The sequence below is a fragment of the Solibacillus sp. FSL W7-1324 genome, assembly GCF_038008025.1.
Lineage (GTDB): Bacteria > Bacillota > Bacilli > Bacillales_A > Planococcaceae > Solibacillus.
The window spans coordinates 2,819,331-2,841,093 of record NZ_JBBOYH010000001.1 but is presented as its reverse complement, the minus strand read 5'-3'; the positions used below and the strand labels follow the sequence as shown (position 1 = coordinate 2,841,093).

The window sequence follows — 21,763 nt, the reverse complement described above, 5'->3', positions numbered from 1 at the left end:
TAACGAACCGTGAACTTCTAATAACGGTAGCTATTCTTCTAATAACCCCGAGCATCACCACCCTAACCCCAAACCAACAAAAAAACCGAAACCCCCTAAAAGGATTTCGGTTAGCATATACATATTATCAAGTTCTAAACTTCGCCACGATACCTTGCAGCTCTTCGGCAAGGTGGGCAAGGGAACCAGCTGCGGTATTCACTTCGGACATCGATGCAAGCTGCTCTTCAGAAGCGGATGCGACCGACACAGCATTGTCAGCCGTAGTTTCAGAAACCGCCGCCATCTCAAGTGATTGCTCTGATACCGATTCCATTTTCGAATGGATGCTGTCAGATACAGCGGTAATTTCATTTACCTGATTTTGTACTTGCCCAATAATAGCAAGAATTTCGTCAAACGTTGCCTTCGTATCATGCGAAATTGTAATCCCGGCATTGACGCGGTCTTTCACTTGCTGAATCGATGAAACGGTTGTCGTCGTATCATTTTCAATTTCAGCGGCAATGCGTGAAATGTCGGATACGGACTGCTTCGTCTGTTCGGAAAGCTTTTTCACTTCATCCGCAACAACGGCAAAGCCTTTACCCGCTTCACCCGCACGCGCTGCTTCAATTGCAGCATTCAGTGCAAGCAGATTCGTCTGGTCGGAAATATCTTGTACAAGCTTTAATATTTTGACGATCTCTGTTGTACGGTTAGCAAGATGAGTTAAAGACTGCGCTGTTTCTTCAACTGTTGATTGAATGAGGTTCATCTGGGATACGGTGTTTTCAACATATACCGAACCTTTTTCGATTTTTTCATTTGTTGAATTGGACAGTGCTGTCGCCTGATTTGCCTGATTCGCGATTTCTTCAGCTTCTTCCAATACTTTTTGTGCAAAGGCGGCAGAGGAGCTCGACATTTCCTTTTGCTTATCCGCTGCGTCCGATACATTTTGAATAGAAGTGGAAATCAGCTCTGTACCAAGCATTGTTTCATCGGCACTGGCCATCAGCTCCTCGGCAGATGCAGCAACCTGATCGGAACTGTCCGATACATGCGTGATGATTTCCTTTAAGTTAACGGTCATTTGGCGGAATGAAGTTTGCAGTTCACCAACTTCATCGTCAGACGCTTTATCTTCAAACTGCACATTTAAATTCCCGGCAGCAATTTCTTTCGCACCAGTTGTTAATCGACCGATGCGGCCAACAATTTTGTTTGTGAAATACAGGGCAGACACGACACTTACGAGAATAAGTGCGATCGCTGAAATAATCGAAATCCATGTAATCGCGTTGATTTTATTTCCAAGCTCTTGCTGCATTGCCGAATAGTTTGCACTCACATCGCGTTTCAGCTCGATTACATCATTGACGATTCCTCGTGTTCGCTGGGATTGACGCTTAATTTCCGCAACATTTGATTCCTGCAGGGAAGCGGCACTCGCTTCGGCAATTTTTGCGAATTTTTCTTCAAACTGTGCACTGACTTGACGTTGGCGTTCTGTTGAAAAACTGCCTTTTAAACTGTTATAAACTTCTTCAGTTCGAGCTAAATCCATCTCAATATTATATTTATTATTCTCGGATACATTGATCGAATAGACGCTCAATGATTTTTGCAGGCTTTGAACCGAGCTGTTTAATTCCTCAACGGCAACTAAGGAATCCACGACTTCTTCCGTCGATGCGTTCAGGCTCATAAGCTGGCTAATATTATAGCCGATAATACAGACAGCCAACAGCAGCGGTAACAATGCGAGCATTAATATTTTCTGTTTTAGTTTCACTATTGTACGATCCTTTCTTCTACTTAATCGTTACTTGACCGTCCGCAAGCTCCTGCTGTAACTGTTCAATTTTCTTTTGTTCCTGCGCAGTTAAATTTACGACACGGATTGGTGCAAGACTTACACCATTTTCTTTAATGCCAAGTACTTTATCTTTTTCCGAAAGTGTTCCGGTTTCTGCAATTTCTTCAATTGCTTCATACACAGCAGTATCAACCTGTTTTAGCATCGAAGAAACAATCGTATCTTCAGCAAGGAAAAACTGATCGCTGTCCACACCGAATGCATGGACACCGGCTTCCTGTGCCGCCAAAATAGAGCCGACCCCTGTAAAGCCGGCAGCGGGATAAATATAATCCGCACCTTGCTTAATCATATCGCGTGCAATCGAAGCACCTAGCTGATCATTCCCGAAATCACCTGCGAATTCGGATAACACTTCTATGTCAGGATTTATTTGTTTGGCACCAGCTATAAACCCGGTTTTAAAACGCTCGATTACTTCATTTTCAACACCACCGATAAATCCGACCTTATTGCTGTCTGTCTTCATCGCAGCGAGTGCACCAAGCAAATAGGAACCTTCATCTTCTTTGAAAGTGATATTATGAACATTCGGCAGTTCAGACACTGCGTCGATTAATATAAATTGCTGGTCCGGATGTGCAGCAGCCACTGTTTCCATATCTTCCTGGACTGTAAACCCGATGCCAATGATCAAATCCTGTCCTTCCGCAGCGAGTTCTTCCAAACCTTGCTTATATGTACCGGTAAATTCAAGTTCACGGTAATCAAACGTAATATCTAGTTCGTCGCGTGCTTTCTCAAGGCCTTCAAAAGCAAGATCTGAAAACGACTGATCACCAAGACCTGCATCTGACAGCATGACACCGATTTTCACCCGTTCCTTTACATCTTCCTCTGACTTCTGAGAACAGGCAGAGAGCACGACTACAACGAGAAGACTCATTAAAAACAACCATCTTCTATTCATTCCATCAATCCTTTACAATAAATACATTATGTAGAAGTTCGACCTCCAACATTTACAATTTTAACGTATACTTGTCATTTAATAAATGAAAGAATTAAATTTTGTAGATAATTAATAATTATTAGGTATTTCTCTCTGAAGCTGGATTTTATTAGAAAATTTCCGTGGGATATTAGAAGAGGTGTATGTAATATTAGATAATCGGACAAGTATATTAGTACAAAGTGCCCCCATATTAGTACATCAGTCAAATATATTAGAAAACCGTAGCTTTATTGGAAGAAATAAAAATATATTAGAACTTCTCCGGATATATAAGAACTTAAAACGCCGAAAATTCAGAAACTTAAGTTGACACATTATGGAAGCATTCGGTATAGTGTAGTAATTAAAAAGGGGGAGCGCGTTATGAAAGGGATTATATATTCTCAGCAGTTTGCACAATTACATCATCATATGAAGTAGTCTTGCTATCTTTATTAATTTTTTAATAATGAATAGGAAGACTTTTTCTCATTGAATCGTATAATAAAGCCGTTTTGGAGCTTTATCATTATACGATTTTTTTATTTCTCAAAAAATAGGAGGATTCATATGAAAAAGATGGACTATCAAAACGTAAGAGGAACACAGGATTATTTGCCAGACCAGGAAACGATCAGACGCACTATTCGGCGTACTTTGGAAGATACGTTTATATTGTATGGGTGCAAGCCTTTGGAGACACCAATCTTAAACTATACAAAGCTAATGGCTTCCAAATATGCAGGAGGTGCTGAAATTTTAAAGGAAATGTACACATTAACAGATCGAGGGGAACGTGATTTAGCACTCCGATATGATTTAACGATCCCTTTTGCAAAAGTAATGGCGATGAATCCGCAATTATCCATGCCATTTAAGCGCTACGAAATCGGGAAAGTGTTTCGGGATGGGCCGATTAAAGCAGGAAGGTTTAGAGAGTTTACGCAATGCGATGTGGATGTTGTCGGCATCGAATCCCAGTCTGCAGAAGCCGAACTGATGATGATGACAATCGATGCTTTTAACAAGCTGAACATTGATATGGTCATTCAATACAATAACCGCAAGCTGTTGGCAGGATTACTGCAATTTTTTGAAGTGCCTCTATCAAAGATAAACAGCGTTATTCTCATACTCGATAAGATGGAGAAAATCGATTCAATCACTTTATTGAAAGAACTGGAGGAACAGGACCTTATACCTGCCACAATTGAACGGATCAAACAGTTTTTAAACGCCAAACCGACACTCGCATATTTTGAACAGTACCGAATGGAAAACGAGTTTATTCAGCAAGGTTATGAAGAATTGACCGAGCTTCTGGATTACTTACAAGCGTTAAATATTAGTGAACGCTGTGTGTTTAATCCGTTTTTAGCACGCGGGCTGGAAATATATACAGGAACGATTTATGAGCTGTTTCTAAAAGACGGTGCCATTAAATCTAGTATTGGAGGCGGCGGTCGGTACGATAATGCCATTGGGGGATTGATCGGTTCAGAGGAAAAAATATCAACTGTCGGCATCTCATTTGGTTTGGATGTTATCTATACAGCATTGGAGCAAAGAGAAAATAATGCCGCCCAAGCGTTGGTGGATATTTTTATTATTCCATTAAATACGGAAAAAGAAGCCATGCGTTTAGCATGGCAATTACGCCAGCAAGGAAATCGTGTAGAAGTCGAATTAAGCGGAAAGAAATTGCGAAAAGCAATGGAAAAAGCAAATCGTGAAAATATCCGGAAAGTAATTATTCTAGGAGAAAATGAAATTCAGAGCGGACGATATGAGTTGAAAGATATGCTAACAGGTGAAGTTGAGCAATTTGAAATACTGTAATTAGGAAGGGAAGAGAAGGCATGATTATTCGCAAAGCAACTATAAGTGATGCAACAGGGATAGCCAAAGTCCACGTTGATAGTTGGCGAACTACCTATAAAGACATTATTCCTCAGAGCTTTCTGGACGGGCTAAGCTATGAGGGGCGCACAAAACTTTGGGAAAACCATCTTTCAGATAAAACGTATACGATCTATGTTGCAGAAAATGAGGGAGAAATTATTGGTTTTGTCACAGGGGGTAAACGTGAAACAAATAAAGACTCAGGAGCAAGTGATTTAACATCCATTTATTTACTTGAAGAATGGCAAGGCAAAGGTGTCGGAAAAAAACTATTGAATCAAATGATGATCGCCTTTTTACAACAAGGCGATCAAAAGGTCTATGTCGAAGTATTGGCAGACAATAAGACAAGACAGTTTTATCAATATTATGGGGCTGAGTACGTCAAAACAGTTCAAATAAAGATAGCAGGCAAGACATTGGACGAAGAGATTTATGTTTGGAACAATGTAGAACAAGTAATTCAAAGCTCCAAATAAATATTGGAATATTTTGTGTTATTTCAAATAATATTATTGAATAATTGTATAATTATGTTATTATTTTACAGTGTGATGTAGCTAATAACCTATCAATTATTAAATCGTTAGGATAATAGAAATAAAAAATTAGGAACTAAAACATGCTACATTCCTTAGTAGTCATGTTATACTAAATGTTGTCAGATATTTCAGTAAAAGAGGAGGCCCCGGTATGGAATTTAATCGAAGGACAAAACAGAATGTATTATTGCTTTGGTTAGCTACTGGGCTACCCCTTATGTACGGGTTATATTTTCTGTTTCCTAGTCAGCCGATCAACTGGGAAATCTTCTTATATTTATCTATATTTGCACTCATTACAACAGCGATCCCATTTCAAATCGGCAATACGACGATTATTCTTTCGCAATGGGTAACATTGGCGGCCTTTTTGCTGTATGGTGTCGGGGCAGAAATGCTGATCGTTCAGTTAAGTATTTTGCCGATTATTTACCAGATGAGAAATCATAAAGATGCGTTTTACCGCATTATTTTTACTTCATGGATGTTTGCCTATACTTCATTTTTCGCCGCGGGCATTGTGCATTTAGCAGGCTTTGAAGTGGGGAATTCGAATTTAACACATTTACTCCTATACGGAACCGTATTTGTCATCCTGCATTTATTTATCAATCATACGATTCTCTATGTACGTGACCGTTTTACAGGAGAAAATGAAAAGTTTTTCAGTGAGCATATTTTCTGGGATTATGGCAGTGCGACCATTACGATTCCATTTGCTGTTACATTAGTTATTCTGATAAATAGTATAGGATCACCGGCAATCTTCCTGCTCGGTATTCCGTTTTTTGCAATCACGTTTATTGCAAAAATGTACAATATTTCAGAACGGGTCAACCATTCGCTCAGCAAAGCAAGCGAGTTTGGGCATGAGCTGGCAGACCGATTAAGCGCACAGCAAATTATTGAGCTGTTTATGCACCGGGTAAGTCAGCTGTTTGCACATGACGCAATGTATCTTGTCGATCATATTCAGGGAAAATACGTGATATTGCGTGCACGAGTAGATGGAAAGGATATCGAAATTCAGGCTGATTCCGATTCAATCCGCGATTCTTTTATTCATATTTGTTTCCAGACGGAAGACAAGAAAGTGTTCTCCAGTGCAAAAGAATGGGAAAAAGATGCACCTGATTTTATTCCTCTTGATATGAACAGTGTCATGATTGTTCCTATACACCGTAACCAGAAAACAGAAGGAACACTCGTCTTAACAGCGCGTAAAAAGAATGCATTTGAAAAGTATCAGATGGATATCGTTCACTTACTGTCCACGTATTTTGCCGTGTCACTCGAAAAAGCAAAATATTTCAGCGCGGCAGTTGAGAAAAGTGAAACATGTGCATTAACTGGCCTCTATAATTATCATTATTTAGATAAAAGACTAGTGATGGAGCAGGAGCGGATTAAAGCGAACCCCCATCTGCAGTTTTCATTGTTAATGATGGATATCGATTATTTCAAACGAATTAATGACACGTATGGCCATCATGCGGGTAATATTATCCTTCAAAATTTTGCTAAGCTGCTGGAAAACTTTGTTCCGGAAGAAGCGGTTTTGGCAAGGTATGGGGGAGAAGAGTTTGTCATGCTCCTACCGCATATGACGAAGGAAGAAGCAGTCCAGTTAGGTGAAGAGATTCGTCAATGTGTAGAAGTAACCCCATTTTTAATTGAATCCGATTTAGCCGAAGAGGGTCAAAGAGAGCTGGTTTTCGTTACAGTAAGTATCGGTGTTTCGAATGTACCGGACGATACGGATGAAACGAAAGGGCTTTTACGCAATGCCGACCGTGCCCTTTATATCGGAGCCAAACAGGCCGGACGCAATAAAGTAGCAGAGTATTCACGTTAAAAGAACTCCGTAGTTAACGCTATGGAGTTCTTTTATTATTTTCATACCGGGTAACAAATCATACTAATTCCATATGGATTAATGTATGATAGAACTATAATCTTTAAAGTTGAAAAATTCTGTGTAAAAGCTTGCAACATATCGGAGGAATGACAGATGGCAAAAATCTACGTAATCCATGAAAATGATGATTGGACGCGTCACTTAGTAAATCGATTAGAAGAATTAAAATTACCATATGAAACTTGGCATTTGGATGAGGGGATCGTCAACTTAACAGAGGCCCCACCGGAAGGCGTATTCTACAACCGTATGAGTGCTTCATCACATACGCGTGATCACCGTTATGCACCTGAACTGACAGGCGCGGTACTGGACTGGCTTGAATTCCACGGAAGAAAAGTACTGAACGGCAGCAATGCACTTCGCTTGGAGTTAAGCAAAGTAAAACAATACACGGCGCTGGAAAAGCACGGGATCAAAACACCGAAAACAATTGCGGCTGTTGGAAAACAGCAAATTGTTGAAGCTGCAAAAGCGCTGAATATTGTACCGTTTATTACGAAACATAATCGCGCAGGAAAAGGCTTGGGTGTACAGCTGTTCTATTCAATCGCCGCGCTTGAAGAGCATTTGGCTAAACCGGATTACGAAGAGCCGGTTGATGGGATTGTGCTGATCCAGGAATATATCGAATCACCTGAATCGTATATTACACGTGTTGAATTTATCGGCGGCGAGTATTTCTACTCAGTGCAAGTCGATACATCGGAAGGCTTCGAGCTTTGTCCTGCAGATGTATGCCAAATTGGCGATCTGTTCTGTCCGGTAGGGGAAGAGCCGAAAGAACAGCGGGCAAAATTTGAAATCGTCGAAAACAATGAAACAAAGCTGCTTGAAAACTACGCAAATTTCCTGAAAGACAGTGGAATTGATGTAGCGGGCATTGAATTTATCCGCAATGCAAAAGGCGAAGTATTTACGTATGATGTCAACACAAATACGAACTACAATCCAGATGCAGAGGCAAAAGAAGAAAAGTATGCGATGCTGCAGCTTGCGAAGTTTTTAGGTCAGGAACTTGAAAAAGTAACGGCTCAAAAAGTGAAATAATAGAAAAAGTCCAATGAAGCGGCGCAAAGTACTGCACATTCTTCATGGGACTTTTTTATTTATATTTCTTATGCTGCTTCATTCGTTTTACTAAGAAGCCGCCTTTAAACGATTTCGGTTCATAGGAAATAATGAATGCGGATGGCTCATGATGCTGAACAAGCATAAATAATTCCTTTTCACGGTTTCGTTTTGTTAAAATTTCATATTTATAGCGCTGGCTGTCACGGCCTTCACCAACGTATGTCGTTAACGCAAATCCTTCATTACGTATAACCTTGATCAGATCGTCATTACGGTTTTGCGTATTGATCGTTACATAAATATAGCCAATCGCAAGCTTTTGTTCGATGCGCGTCCCGATAATAATCCCTAGACCAAAACCGACCGCATAAACGACCATTGCAAGAAAACCTTGATCGCCGCTGAAAACAAGAGACAGACCGAACACATAGATAAGCATTTCAACGATCCCGATTACGGAAGCGAGCGTTGTAATATTTTTAACTAAAAAGATGGTACGCAGTGTAAATAAAGGAACGTAAAGTAGCTGCAATAATAGTATAAGCAAAATTTCTTTCATCAAATCGAATCCTTTTCATTAAATAATATGCTCATCATAATATGTATACTCTTACAAATGCAATAGATAAGATTATACAGTGTAGCGAGATGTCAGCATATTATTTATCTTGTTTACTACCACTTTTCCCAATAAAGAAGAGTCTATGCAAAATTTCTCAAAAAAAACATAAATTATATGTTTACCCATCCATCTTTTGTGGGAAACATATATGAGGATAATTCGTGATAAATTATTCGCTATTAAATATTGCCCCTCTTGCAGAAAAGATCATGTAAGCATTTTTCTGGAACAAGTCTATATATTTAATATGAATGATGCTAAACGTATAAGACTTATAGACTGAAATTGTAACATGAAAGCCTTCGCATTTCTTTTACCTGTTGTTTTCTGTATAATTATGTAGAACGGGCAATGAATTTAATGCTTTATCTAAAAAATAGAGAGAAGTTGATGTAATGACCATTCTTGTTGTAGACGATAACCAAGTTAACCTCTTCGTTATTGAAAAAATATTGAAAAGTGATGGTTATGAGAAGTTTGTTTCCGTACAATCTGCAAAAGAAATGTTTGACTACCTAGATCCATCCAATGCTCCTAAGTGCTATGACATTAATGTTATTTTATTGGATGTTATGATGCCAGAGATGGACGGAATTGAAGCTTGTCGTATTTTAAAACAAAATCCTCAATGGAAAGATATCCAGGTGATTTTCGTCACTGCACTTGAAGACAAGGTGAAGTTGTCGGAAGCTTTAGATGTTGGCGGCATTGATTACATAACAAAACCAATTAATCGAATAGAGTTATTAGCCCGTATCCGTGTCGGGAAAAGGCTGAAAAAAGAACTGGACTGGCATACAAATCAGGAAAAGATTATCCAAAGAGAGTTGGATCTGGCTGCACGTGTCCAACAAAGCCTTTTAAGCCCACCTGTTCATGAACCGAATATTTCGATTACCGCTTCTTATTTGCCATCGTCGAATCTGGCAGGCGATTTATATTATTGGGACAAGCTCGATGAAGACCGCTATGCTGTCATGTTATTGGATATGATGGGGCATGGTGTCTCTGCATCGCTTGTTTGTATGTATATTTCTTCTGTTTTGCGTGAGGCCATTAAAAAGCTGACAGACCCTAAGCTTGTTATAGCTGAGTTGAATCGTTATATGAATTTACTGCAAAATGAAAAAGAAAATATATTGTATTACTTCACCGGCGTGTATTTTATTATCGACACGAAGAAAAAAACAGTAGAATATGTCAATGCCGGTCATCCAAATGGCTATGCTTTAGTTGATGGCGAAAAGACGGTACCGATTACGTCGACAAGCTATGCGGTAGGATTTGTTGAAGATATCAAAATTGAGAAGGCGATTATTCCATATGATTCGTCTATTCAAATTGTTCTCTTTACAGATGGGGTATTGGAAGCGATGGGTCCGTGTGAGCTGGAGTCTGATAAAGAGCTATGCAAAATTGCGAGTAATCACTGGTCGACGGATATTCCACCGATTGATTATTTAGTGAAATGTGAACAGCAGCATAATCAGCCGGATGATATGTGTGTCTTATTATTAAGTGCCAAATAGCGAATAACAGTATTTAAATAGTAAACCCGATTTTTCTTAAATAGAAAAGTTGGGTTTTTTACTGTTTCTTCAAAATAAAAATGGCACATCTGTGATAGATGTACCATTCCTTACATATTTCAATTCAGTTACTAAAACCTCTTTTGATAAATACGCTCTGTAGAATTAACGGTGCGGTATTTGGAAACGAGCGGAGTAAACTGCAATGTTTCTTTATCGCCTAATCCCAGATATCCGCTTCTTGTTAAGCTATCGTAAAAGAGATGATGCACTTCATGCTGCAGCTCAGGTGTAAAATAAATGAGCACATTACGGCAGATGATCACATCAAATTCCTGAAACGATTTATCTGTAGCCAGATTGTGCTGGGCAAACATGATATTTTCCCTTAAGCAAGGATGGAAAGAAGCAAAACTGTCATCCGTTTTATAGTATTGGGAAAAGCTTTCTGTCCCGCCAGCTAAAATATAATTCTTCGTATAGGCTTGCATTTTATGAAGAGGGAAGGCCCCATGCTGTGCCTTTTTCAGCACATCTTCGTTCATATCGGTCGCATACATCATCGTACGATCCAGCAGACCTTCTTCATGCAGCATGATGGCCATTGAATAAACTTCTTCGCCTGTTGCACAGCCTGCATGCCATATCCGAATTTTATCGAGCTGTTTCAGTTGTGGAATAATCTCTTCCCGGAACGCCCTGAAAAACGAGGGGTCCCGGAACATTTCAGTTACATTAATCGAAAAATCATTAAGCAGCACTTTCAATAACTCTTTATCATAAATAATCGCTTCGGTTAATTGAGAGATTGAAGAAAAATTGTTAAGCCGCATGCGATGTTCAATGCGTCGTAATATTGATTGTTGATTATACTTTCGGAAATCATATCCAGATAATGAGTAAATCGCTTCTAATAACAAGCGTATCTCTAACTTCTTTCTATACATTTCGTAAACGTTCCCCACTTGTGAGCCATACCGTTAGTACGGAGAATAGTTGTTCCAAGTTTAGAGGCTTACTTATATAATCGGAAGCCCCTGCTTCAAATGCACGATCTTGGTCTTGTTTCATCGCTTTTGCTGTTAATGCAATAATCGGCAGCTCATGTAATTGTAAATCTTTACGGATACGCTCCATTGCTTCGTAACCGTCCATTTCAGGCATCATAATATCCATCAGAACAGCATCCACGCGTGTCGCCGTCTGTAAAATGTTCAGACATTCCACACCGTTAGAAGCTTCTATAATGTGAACACCTTTGTGTTGCAATGCCTGACGTAGCGCATAAATATTACGGTAATCATCATCAACAATCAAAATATGCTTATCTTCAAATATTGATTTAGGTTCCCCCATTGGAAGCGCAGGAGTCTCTTCTGTATAAACCGCTTCCTGTTCAGCAATGCTCAAATGTACAGCATTCCCTTCAGGTAAGCTTGGCAAGTACACTGTAAACGTACTGCCTTTACCTTCAGTACTTGATAATGTAATCCAGCCACCAAGAAGTTTTGTAACTTCACGGCAAATCGATAAACCTAAGCCTGTTCCGCCATATTTACGAACAGTTGCGCCGTCCGCTTGCTGGAACGATTCAAAGACAAGGCTTTGTTTGTTTTTCGGAATACCGATACCTGTATCTGTCACACTAACTGCAATCCATGTGTCGCTAAGGTGTCTCATGTCAGGTGTTAGACGTGCTTTATCCACCTTCACCGTTACCGAACCTTCCTCAGTAAACTTCAGTGCATTGGAAAGCAGATTATTTAATACTTGATGGAATCGTTTTACATCCGTATGGAAAATTTCAGCAAGATCGTTTGCAACTTCCACAGATAATTCCAGGCCTTTTTGGTTCGCTACAGGCTGGAATAAACTTTGAATGTGCTGTGGAATTTCATATACATCCATCTCTCTGAACCATAAATCCATTTTTCCGGCTTCAACTTTTGATAGATCCAGAATGTCATTAATCAGGTTCAGCAAATCTTCACCTGAATCATGGATCACTTTTGCATATTCCAATTCATCATCAGACAAATGATGTTCATGGTTTTCCGCCAGCATTTCAGACAAGATTAAAATACTGTTAAGCGGTGTACGCAATTCATGGGACATATTCGCAAGGAACTCGGATTTGTAATTTGAGCTTTGACGCAGCTGTTCTGCACTCTGTCTTAACTCAACCTGTACTTTTTCCAGTTCATGCGTTTTCTGTTCCGCATCACGTGTACGTTCTTCTAAACGTTCATTAATCGTAGTCAATTCTTCAGTTTGCATTTTCAGTTCTTCAGATTGTGTTTGAAGCTCTTCTGACTGAACTTGCAATTCTTCTGTCATTGCCTGTGACTCATTTAATAGACGAACAACTTCCATACGACCAATAATACTGTTAATCGTTACACCTAAATGTACAACAACTTCTTTAATAAGATCACGATGTTGTTGGCTATAAGGCTTAAGTGAAGCTAATTCAAAAACAGCGACAACTTCTTTTCCGAAAAGTACAGGAACGATAATACCGTTCGAAATCGGAATATTTCCAAGTGATGTTTCCAAGTAGTGGAAGCTGTTATCTTTGTTGTCATAGCTTAATACGCGTTTTTCTTTTACACTCTGACCGATGAAGCCTTGTCCAACTTCAAAGCTGTCACGACCTACATCATCGCCAGTTTCCGCGAAGGCAGAAATTTTATTGAACTTGTTACGGTTGCGAATATCCTGAATGAAAAATGCACCGTATACCGAATGTGTACGAGTCGTCAACGATTTCAGTAATACGTCGCCCAATTCATCAAGTGTATCGACACCTTGGTAGGCTGTTACAACTTCGGCCAAGTTCGTTTGGTACCACTGACGGTTTTCCATTGTCGTAAGGAGCGAATTCGTCGCCATAACCAGATCTCTTACTTCATCGTTCGTTTTGACTGTAATACGTTTCCGTACCCGACCGTCAGACGCATTCATATCCTGAATGGCTTCCGTTACTTCGTTGATCGACCCGGCAATATTACGTGAAATAATTGTGAAAATAACGATCGTTACTGTCGCAATTAGCGTTAAAATTGCAAAAAGACTATAAGTTAATGCCGTGTTTTGATCATTAAGCTCTGTAACTTTAGCTTGAATCGCTTCTGTTTCAAACGTACGGAAAGCGGTGAAATCCTGCTGCAATTCACTAATGGTCATGCTGCTTTGTGTACCGTTGAACATGGAAAGGATTTCTTCATTATCATTAGCAACTATTGCGTTCATTAGAGGTTGTCCGATATTTTGAATCCAATCTTCGATACCGCTATGAACTACTTCCAGCTGTTGCTGACCGCTTGAAAAGCTATTAACAATGGTGTTTAACTCATCATAGGATGCTTTCCATGTTGCAATTTCTTCATTATATTTATTTAAATGCGTTTCATCGTCTGTAATTAAATAGCGATGTAAGGAGGATTCCATATTTAGAATTTGGCGTTCCAGATTATTTGACATCATACGCATTTGAGAATCATATTTAATAATGTCATTTCGTTCTTTTTGTAAACTTGTTATTTGGTTATTTAAGACAAGAGCCGCAACGATTAAACATATTATGAGAATAATATATCCACTCGTAATTTTGAAGCCAATGCCCAATTTACGTTTTTTCTGCATTATGTTCCTACCCTGCCTTTATATAAAATTTCTATCAACTAAGTATACTATAACTTAGTAGAGTGTACGAATATGATGATTTAAAAATTGGAAAGAATACGATGTTTAATCGGTGAATGAATCAATTCGTATTAATTTTCCCGTAAATTCCGCCTCCGCCTCCCGTTATGGCAATTTGTCCTTTTCTTGATAAGTCGATCAGCACGGCGAGTTTTTCCGGAATGATGTTTTTCAGTTCTTCCAATGAAGCCTCATGCAAAATATTCATCTCGGTTCCAAAAGCATCCAGCATCTTTTCGATTGTTTTCGATCCGATACCCGGAATGAAGTCTAGCGGAACTTGATGAATATACGGAGGTCTGCTAATTTCCATCTGCGGGTTATCCGTTAATTCCACAATTCTTTTTGCAACGCCTTTGATCAGCTGTTCCTTTCCGCAATGAGGGCAGCGGCTATGACCTTCTTCTATTAATTGTTCACCACAGTTGGCACATACGGTCTCATGATATTTGCCAAGAAGGGGATTAAGTCCGTAATTAGCGATAATTTCTCTGCCCTCAATTTGGTGGAGTGCTTTTCTCAGCTCTTCAAAATTTGCATCCTTTACCCGGATTTTCTGATATTCACGGGCAAGTTTTCCTAAAGAATGCGCATCCGAATTAGTCACAAAGCTATACGGGGCCAATTCACTGATCCCCTTGACCATCATCGTGTCCGAACTTAAACCAAGTTCGATTCCATCAATCAGATTCGGATCAAATACTTCTGTTAAGCTGCTTTTAACTCCTTTTCCAAAAAGACTTTTAAATGGCGTAAATACATGTGCCGGGATAAACAGCCCGCCAAGCTCACGAACTTTTTCCTGCAGTGTCCGGGCATCAAGACGTGTCCGCTGTGTGCTCAAATGAATATTCTTCTGATGAAGCTGGAGCCAGCCGGAAAACTCCTTCATCTTCGTAAGTGTTGGGATATAACAAAGAACATGGATCGGTCCATGACAATTCACATCATTAATCTCGATTTCCGTTCCTAAAATGAGCGTTGTTTTTTTATAACGAATGCCGCCTTCAGCCAATTCTGTTGCTTTTTGTTCTTGAAGGAGCTGTTCTACTTCTTCGATGACTTCCGGTGAATGACAATCGATAATGCCGATTAAATCCAATCCTTTTCTAGATGTAGCGGTTTCCAAAATATTGGTCAGCGTCAAGTTTTTACTCCCGGTAATTTTGACTGCCCGCCCTTTATAAGTACGCCCAATATGTATATGTAAATCCGCATAAATTTCCTTCCACAAAGTACACACATCCTTAAAAGATTCGTTTAATCAAATATACCCGAAATTCGAAGATTATTTACAGGGGAGGGGGAGTTTATTTACAGGAAATTGTTTTAAGAGGGGTTCATCCGAAATAAATCAGTTCCGGGTACAGTAAAAAATCCTGCTGACAGGGGAAATTCCAATCAGCAGGACAGTCTCAATATAGTTTAGTTAAATAATGGATTTTATCGCTTGCCATTTTTCCATTACGACAGCTTCCTCAAATGTACTGATGATTCGATAGTTTTCATCGTCTAAAATGCGGTAATGCTTACTTAGCAGGTTTTGCTGAAGACGGTGATTTTTAAATTCATCGATGTTCTTCCACCAAATATAGCCGCCCATCGTTTTTTCACGTGGGGTAATGATAACATTGTGCGCGGTAAGTTCAATGACTTCCATCGGATCGCCGCCAATGCGGTTTTGCAATGTTTCACTGTGCCGGAACAGGGCGCAGATTGCAATTGTCGTTGTCCAGTTTGCATATGTGCGTTCTTTTTCAATCTGTACGAGTGTCTTTTTCGAAATGCCCAAAATTTCGGCCATTTTATCTTGCGTATAATTATTTTCAGTACGGATAAGTTTCAAACTTTCCGATGTTATTTGTATGATAAAATCTCGATCCATCGAATCACCTCGTGTAATAATACACTAAATATAACATAATGCCATTTTCATTTCGACGGGTTGAAATAAAAAATAGCCTGAGCACAATCGCCCAGACTACTTTAGCTAACAATTCTATTCGTCTTTTCCTTTTCCGAGAAGCTTGTTTGAAATGACAAGTCCGATTGCACCGATAATGATGAATGAAATCGAACGGATCAGAATGTCGAGCTCGGATAAATCGAAGAAAATCATTTTTATTATCCCGAAGAACAGTAAGCCGATACCGACCATTTTCAAATTCGAGAAGCTGCGTTTTGCTGCAAGGAACAGCGAGAAGCAGGCGATGATGAAAATGAATACCGTATTTAGAATAACCGCTGAGCTCCAATTGATGAGATCATGGAAATTCATGAAATTCGTAATACTGAAGATCCATATAATCGAAATAATCATACTGGCAATCGTCAGCTTCTCTATATTTTGGCTGAAAAACGTTTTGTAGTTTTTATAAATCCATCCTTGTTCCCAAGCATCTGCAACAATTGCCCACAGAATCGCAAAGTAAAGAATGCGGACGATAATTGCGACAAGAACTGCCTGGTCGTCAACCCATACAGTAGAAAGTAAAACAAGTCCCGCAAATCCGTAAAACCCAGTAGCAAGCCAAGGCAGGAATTTGCCGACAATACCACGTTTAATAACTAAAACAGCGGCAAAAGCAAACGAGATGACACTAAATGCTAAAAACGTTGTATAATGCTGCGGCATATACGCCCAGTCCAGCTTCCAAACATAGAGCAGTCCAACTAAATATAGCAGGCAAGGATAAATATCTTCCAGTTTGAAAAGTCTCTTTTTCTCTTCAGCCGGTGCAGCTTTATACTGAAGCAGTACTTTATAAAGAACGACAAGCATGGCAATGACAAGAACCATGTTCAAATGCCTTAATGAGAAGAACGGCTCCACTTCATAAAACATTAAAACGAAAAAGGCGAGTAAAGAAAACGTAATACCCTTAACCCATTTCATGAAGACAATCGCATGCTTTAACGCAACGACCAGTCCGCCAAATGCCACGACAATCATCAGCAGCAGTGACATTTCACTTGAAATATTAAGCTGGGTAATAATATTCAGCAGCACAATAGCGGACAATGTGCCGAACATATCAACCATCAGTCGGTCCGCACGTTTAAATACGATATATAAAGCACCAGCTACAATCGCCAAGAACAATACAAGAGCGATAAGTAACGGTGTCTCTTCACTAGGAAGAATTCCGTTTATCAATGATAAAATGATGACTGTAAAGGTGAATAGTAAACTAGCATGCAATTTACTATTGTTAGAATACAACCTTAAAAAACTTACGAGAAACAGACTGAAGACCGCAATGATCGCAAATGCAAAAAAGATGAGTCGTTCATCATGGAATATCGAAACAACCGCCAGTGCTAAAACCGAAAAAGCGGTCCCGATATAAAGGGCTCTGCTCTGTTTATGCTTCAAAATCACGATTTGCACAACGGCGAACAGCAGCACGACGAAAATGCCGATAATCACTCCGCTAAACTGCATGTATTCCAGTAAATACGGCAGTAATAATGACGTAAACACAACGAGTGCCGTCAATGCTTCATTTCCTTTAACATAGCTGATGAAAACTCCGTAAACAATGTAGATCAGTGCAAAAACGAGTGCGACATATAAACTGAGCACGTCATATAATATGGCGCCCGCAGCCGTTGTTAAAATCCCGACAATGAAGGCACCGCCGTATAGCGATAACGCAACAACCTGCGATCCTTTTTTCTTTTTCTCCATATAATAGGCACATGCGCCAAGACCGATCGATAATACAAAGCCGGCAATAATTTTGATGCTGTCTGATAAAAATCCGTAATCACTCACGAGTTTCAAGCCCCAAAGGACACCGAGCACTAAAATGACGGTAAAGATGCGCGGCAATGCACGAGTAAACAGTTCTTCCAGTGACCGCTTTTCCTTTTTGGGGATCGGGTCTTCTTTCGGAACAGCAACGGTATCTGGTACGGGTAGTTTTTTCCGGACAAATGGTTTTACTGGTTCTTTTTTGACAGGTGCAACTTCAACTTGTTCAATTTTCACATGCTGCTTTAAATGCCGTACTTCTGTTTTCAAGGAGCGTACTTCCTGTTCCAAAGCCGCGATCCGTTCCAGCATTTCTGTATCTCTTTCCACACAATCACCTCTTTCAACAAAAGTAATGATACTCTATTAGTGTAATTTTACACTTTTACATTGTGGAAGTAAATCGTTTTCGGAAAATTCATGCACTATAAAGCTATTCTATCAATAATGAACGGGGAATCTAATACAACGACGATTTATGAGATTGGCATGCATATTATTTATCATTTGAAACTATAATTAAGTAATATAGAAATAAATAAAGAAAATTAGTAGGGGGTAATATGAGTAATTTAATTATTTTTTCCATCATTTTTCTAATCGTCCTAGTAATTTTTATAAAGCTGTTACGTTCCTTTACCGCACAATTATATATTCGCAGTAGAATACGAAAAGGTATCAAACAGCATATTAAACAAATAAAACTGGCAAAAGGAAATAAGCAACAGCTTTTTGACGTATATAAAAGCGTTTTTAATAATGCGACGACCAAACCGAATCGATTATTTGCCTCCAGAGACCGAGATCGATTCGAACTAAAAGCAAATACAGAGTTGAATCGGATGACGAGAAATCCTTTCACAAAACTGTATGCAAGTGCCTTAACGTATTCGAAAGGGCTGTTTACCTGTCTCTTTCTCCTCGCGACAATTCTTTCAGGCGGAATTTTGAAAGACGAAGTAAAAGCCTCTTCATTGACATTGCCGACAGTTGACGAAAACATTCAACTGAAACTGAATGTTAACTTGGAAGATAAAATCGATCAGATCGTGACAAGCTTTATGCAAGGTGAAAATAAACTGCAAAGCTTTAACTTTCAGGATTTGGCGAATAAGAAAGTCGTTCCGGTTTATGATGTAAAAGATTTACCGCAGGCAGTAACAAATGTAGAGCAGTTAGGCCAGGCAATCGCCCATCATATGTCGCAGTTTGAACATCAGTTTACGGTGTACTATGAGGGGGATGTCTCCGATTTTGAAACGACAATCGATGAAGTATTTGCATGGCTGGAAAAAAATGAACCGTATTTATGGGCGGTCATGGGCGAGTTCTCAACACGTGCCAAATACTATGGCAATAAAGTGGAATGGAATGCAACGGTCAACTATGATTTGACTGCAGAGGAAAATGCCATTGTTCTCGGGAAAATCGATCAAATTATCAATACAATTCCGGACAATGCAACGGAATCGGAGAAAGTGAAATTTGTAAATGATTATTTAGTCGTGCACACAGCGTACAATGTGAACAGTAAAGCGAATCCCCATACACCGTATTCTGTATTAATGAATGGCGAAGGTGTCTGTGAAGGATATGCATTGGCCGCTTTATTAATGTTTGAAGCACTCGATATCGAGGCGAAATATGTTGTCGGAAATGCAGGGGGACCACATGCCTGGAATTTGGTGAAAGTGGATGGACAGTGGTATCACCTTGATATTACATGGAATGACCCGGTTCCGGATCAGGGAGATCGAGTCCATTACCAGTATTTCCTTATAAGCGATGAGAAACTTTCAAAAGACCATGAATGGATTAAATCGGATTATCCGAAAACTGCTGTAAATGATTACCTGTAAAAAATAATATTGACAAAGAAATGTATTAACCACATAATACACTTATTAGGTGTATGAAGTGCTTAATACATTTTTTTATGCATACTGTATTAAGAGGTTAGTACAGAGTACAGTTCGTAGCGGTATTTTTTTGCGGATAGTGTACTAAGGGAGTAATACACGAAAGGAGCTGAATAAGGTGGATGTGAAATTCAATAACCGGGATCCTGTGTATGTGCAGGTTATCCGTCATTTTAAAGAGCAAATTGCAAAAGGTTCGTTTGCGCCAGGCCACGTCATACCATCAAGACGGGAGTTGGCCAATCAGCTCAAAATCAACCCGAATACAGTGCAGCGCGCCTATAAGGAAATGGAGGAGCAGAAATTGATTTATACAGAAGGTAATATGCCAAGTTGCATTACGAAAGATGAAACGGTACTAAAAAGTGTTCGTGAAGAATTAATCAGTGAAGCGGTGCAAGTATTTATCAGTTCCATAAAATCAATCAATGCGCCACTTCCCGAAATAATGGAGCTCGTACAGAAACAGTATGAGGAGGCGGAGCAGCGTGATTGAAGTAAAAAATGTCTCTAAAAAATATAAAAGAAAGCAAGTATTGAAAGATATGAGCTTTACTGCAGAAAAAGGGCAAATTACATGCCTGATCGGAATTAACGGTGCAGGAAAAACGACCATTATGAAATCAATTATGGCGCTCACGCCGATTGACCGTGGCGAAATATTAATCGATGGCAAAAAAATCAGCAAAGACGCATACGAAAAAATTACGTATATTCCAGATCGTCTGACAATGTCACCAAACTATACAATTGCACAAAGCTTCGAATTTATGGCCGATTTTTATAAAGTGTGGAATGAACAGCGGGCAACAGAACTTCTCGCATTCTTTCAACTGGATCCGAACGATAAAATTTCAAGTTTGTCAAAAGGAAACACGGCAAAAGTCAATTTACTGCTTGGTTTGGCATTGGATGTGGACTACATCCTGATGGATGAGCCATTTTCAGGAATCGATATCTTTTCAAGAGAACAGATTGCCAATGTCTTTACGAGTCATTTAATCGAAAATCGCGGCGTCATTATTACAACACATGAAATCAATGATATCGAACATTTAATCGACAAGGCAGTGCTCATTGGGGACGGCCGTGTATTAAGAGAAATGAATGTGGAAGAGATGCGGGAAACAGAAGGCAAATCCGTAGTAGATGTAATGCGGGAGGTGTATGTCGGGTGAATCACTATATAAAACTCGTCAATTTTGAAGTGAAACGATTTAGTAAACTTTATCTATCTTTAATCATTGCGGTAGTAGCAGCCCAAATTATCGGGGCTATTGTCACCTCTTCGTTTTATGTAAGCAATGCGGAAACAACGATGGTGCGGGATCAAATGACAGTAAGCGACTATATTTTAACCTATGGTGCGTATTCACTGCAGAACTTTTTATTTTCGGAATACTTCTTTCTATCCGTTATATTTGCAGCAGCTTTACTTATGATTTATGTGTTTTTTATTTGGTATCGTGACTGGTTAGGGAAATCATCGGTTATTTATCGTTTGCTCATGCTGCCTACAGCACGCAGAAATGTGTATTTCGCTAAATTAACAACAATATTGCTTTTTGTTTTCGGTTTAACAGCAATGCAAATTATCTTACTGGAAGTTGTGAATCAAATTACACAACGAATCGTACCTGACCAATTATGGATGGATGAAAGTATAATTTATATTTATTCTACTGAACTACTGGATTTATTGTATCCACAATCACCTTTATTGTTTGTTTTCTATTACGTAATCGGCATTACAGCTGTTGCGGTAATTTTCACCTCTATTTTATTTGAACGTAGCTATCATCTTAAAGGGATTTTTCTGGCATTCATCTATTGTGTGATTTCAGTAGGTATTGTAATGGTTCCGGTGATCGTTCAAATAATTACCAATTATTTTTATACGAATGAGATTTATTTATTAGTTACTGGATTCAGTGTTTTAACAACGGCACTTGCAATTTATTTAGCAGATTATTTATTAAAACGAAAGATTAATGTGTAGA

At 39.2% G+C, this 21,763-nt stretch carries 17 protein-coding genes; 9 read left to right on the top strand and 8 right to left on the bottom strand.

Features of this window, described 5'->3' with window-relative positions; all coding sequences use genetic code 11:
• Window positions 1–127: 127 nt before the first annotated feature.
• Window positions 128–1,777, bottom strand: coding sequence for a methyl-accepting chemotaxis protein (locus MKY71_RS14130; protein WP_340733033.1), 1,650 nt, complete (start codon window positions 1,775–1,777; stop codon window positions 128–130).
• A gap of 19 nt (window positions 1,778–1,796) precedes the next feature.
• The gene (locus MKY71_RS14125) at window positions 1,797–2,771 is read right to left on the bottom strand and encodes a BMP family lipoprotein (RefSeq protein ID WP_340733032.1); all 975 of its coding nucleotides are present in this window, start codon (window positions 2,769–2,771) and stop codon (window positions 1,797–1,799) included.
• Window positions 2,772–3,365: 594 nt separating this feature from the next.
• Between MKY71_RS14125 and MKY71_RS14120 the strand changes: the two genes are divergently transcribed.
• The 4 genes from MKY71_RS14120 (at window position 3,366) to MKY71_RS14105 (ending at window position 8,207) form a co-directional block, all read left to right on the top strand.
• A complete protein-coding gene (locus tag MKY71_RS14120; RefSeq protein ID WP_340733031.1) occupies window positions 3,366–4,634 on the top strand; it encodes a histidine--tRNA ligase in 1,269 nt (422 codons plus the stop codon).
• 20 nt (window positions 4,635–4,654) lie between these two features.
• Window positions 4,655–5,176 carry a GNAT family N-acetyltransferase gene (locus MKY71_RS14115; protein ID WP_340733030.1) on the top strand — a complete coding sequence of 174 codons (522 nt, stop codon included), beginning with the start codon at window positions 4,655–4,657 and terminating at the stop codon, window positions 5,174–5,176.
• A gap of 214 nt (window positions 5,177–5,390) precedes the next feature.
• Window positions 5,391–7,094, top strand: a complete 1,704-nt coding sequence (locus MKY71_RS14110; RefSeq protein ID WP_340733029.1) for a sensor domain-containing diguanylate cyclase — start codon at window positions 5,391–5,393, stop codon at window positions 7,092–7,094.
• Between the two features lie 156 nt (window positions 7,095–7,250).
• Window positions 7,251–8,207 (top strand): ATP-grasp domain-containing protein, encoded by a 957-nt coding sequence (locus MKY71_RS14105; RefSeq protein ID WP_340733028.1) that lies wholly within the window; start codon window positions 7,251–7,253, stop codon window positions 8,205–8,207.
• Window positions 8,208–8,262: 55 nt separating this feature from the next.
• Here MKY71_RS14105 and MKY71_RS14100 read toward each other — a convergent pair whose 3' ends face one another.
• Window positions 8,263–8,790, bottom strand: a complete 528-nt coding sequence (locus tag MKY71_RS14100) for a DUF2179 domain-containing protein (RefSeq protein ID WP_340733027.1) — start codon at window positions 8,788–8,790, stop codon at window positions 8,263–8,265.
• Window positions 8,791–9,248: 458 nt separating this feature from the next.
• Here MKY71_RS14100 and MKY71_RS14095 point away from each other — a divergent pair, with 458 nt between their 5' ends.
• A complete protein-coding gene (locus tag MKY71_RS14095; protein WP_340733026.1) occupies window positions 9,249–10,382 on the top strand; it encodes a fused response regulator/phosphatase in 1,134 nt (377 codons plus the stop codon).
• 131 nt (window positions 10,383–10,513) lie between these two features.
• On the opposite strand, the gene MKY71_RS14090 is transcribed toward MKY71_RS14095, so the two are convergent.
• The 5 genes from MKY71_RS14090 to MKY71_RS14070 all read right to left on the bottom strand — a co-directional run bounded on the left by MKY71_RS14090 (window position 10,514) and on the right by MKY71_RS14070 (window position 18,174).
• Window positions 10,514–11,329, bottom strand: coding sequence for a CheR family methyltransferase (locus MKY71_RS14090; protein ID WP_340733025.1), 816 nt, complete (start codon window positions 11,327–11,329; stop codon window positions 10,514–10,516).
• Window positions 11,322–14,027 carry an ATP-binding protein gene (locus MKY71_RS14085; RefSeq protein WP_340733023.1) on the bottom strand — a complete coding sequence of 902 codons (2,706 nt, stop codon included), beginning with the start codon at window positions 14,025–14,027 and terminating at the stop codon, window positions 11,322–11,324. Before MKY71_RS14085 ends, MKY71_RS14090 begins: the two co-directional genes overlap by 8 nt.
• Before the next feature lie 121 nt (window positions 14,028–14,148).
• Window positions 14,149–15,321, bottom strand: coding sequence for an endonuclease Q family protein (locus MKY71_RS14080; protein ID WP_340733022.1), 1,173 nt, complete (start codon window positions 15,319–15,321; stop codon window positions 14,149–14,151).
• A 195-nt stretch (window positions 15,322–15,516) separates the two neighbouring features.
• Window positions 15,517–15,972, bottom strand: coding sequence for a helix-turn-helix transcriptional regulator (locus MKY71_RS14075; RefSeq protein ID WP_340733021.1), 456 nt, complete (start codon window positions 15,970–15,972; stop codon window positions 15,517–15,519).
• A gap of 114 nt (window positions 15,973–16,086) precedes the next feature.
• Window positions 16,087–18,174: a DUF2339 domain-containing protein gene (locus MKY71_RS14070; protein WP_340733020.1), complete on the bottom strand. Its 2,088-nt coding sequence runs from the start codon at window positions 18,172–18,174 to the stop codon at window positions 16,087–16,089.
• A 233-nt stretch (window positions 18,175–18,407) separates the two neighbouring features.
• On the opposite strand from MKY71_RS14070, the gene MKY71_RS14065 reads away from it, so the two are divergent.
• The 4 genes from MKY71_RS14065 to MKY71_RS14050 all read left to right on the top strand — a co-directional run bounded on the left by MKY71_RS14065 (window position 18,408) and on the right by MKY71_RS14050 (window position 21,762).
• A complete protein-coding gene (locus MKY71_RS14065) occupies window positions 18,408–19,703 on the top strand; it encodes a transglutaminase domain-containing protein (RefSeq protein ID WP_340733019.1) in 1,296 nt (431 codons plus the stop codon).
• 178 nt (window positions 19,704–19,881) lie between these two features.
• A complete protein-coding gene (locus tag MKY71_RS14060) occupies window positions 19,882–20,259 on the top strand; it encodes a GntR family transcriptional regulator (protein ID WP_339172995.1) in 378 nt (125 codons plus the stop codon).
• The gene (locus MKY71_RS14055; RefSeq protein ID WP_339172992.1) at window positions 20,252–20,941 is read left to right on the top strand and encodes an ABC transporter ATP-binding protein; all 690 of its coding nucleotides are present in this window, start codon (window positions 20,252–20,254) and stop codon (window positions 20,939–20,941) included. Before MKY71_RS14060 ends, MKY71_RS14055 begins: the two co-directional genes overlap by 8 nt.
• Complete coding sequence (locus tag MKY71_RS14050) at window positions 20,938–21,762, top strand: hypothetical protein (protein WP_340733018.1); 825 nt, start codon at window positions 20,938–20,940, stop codon at window positions 21,760–21,762. The genes MKY71_RS14055 and MKY71_RS14050 overlap by 4 nt, the downstream gene beginning before the upstream one ends.
• Window position 21,763: the final 1 nt, after the last annotated feature.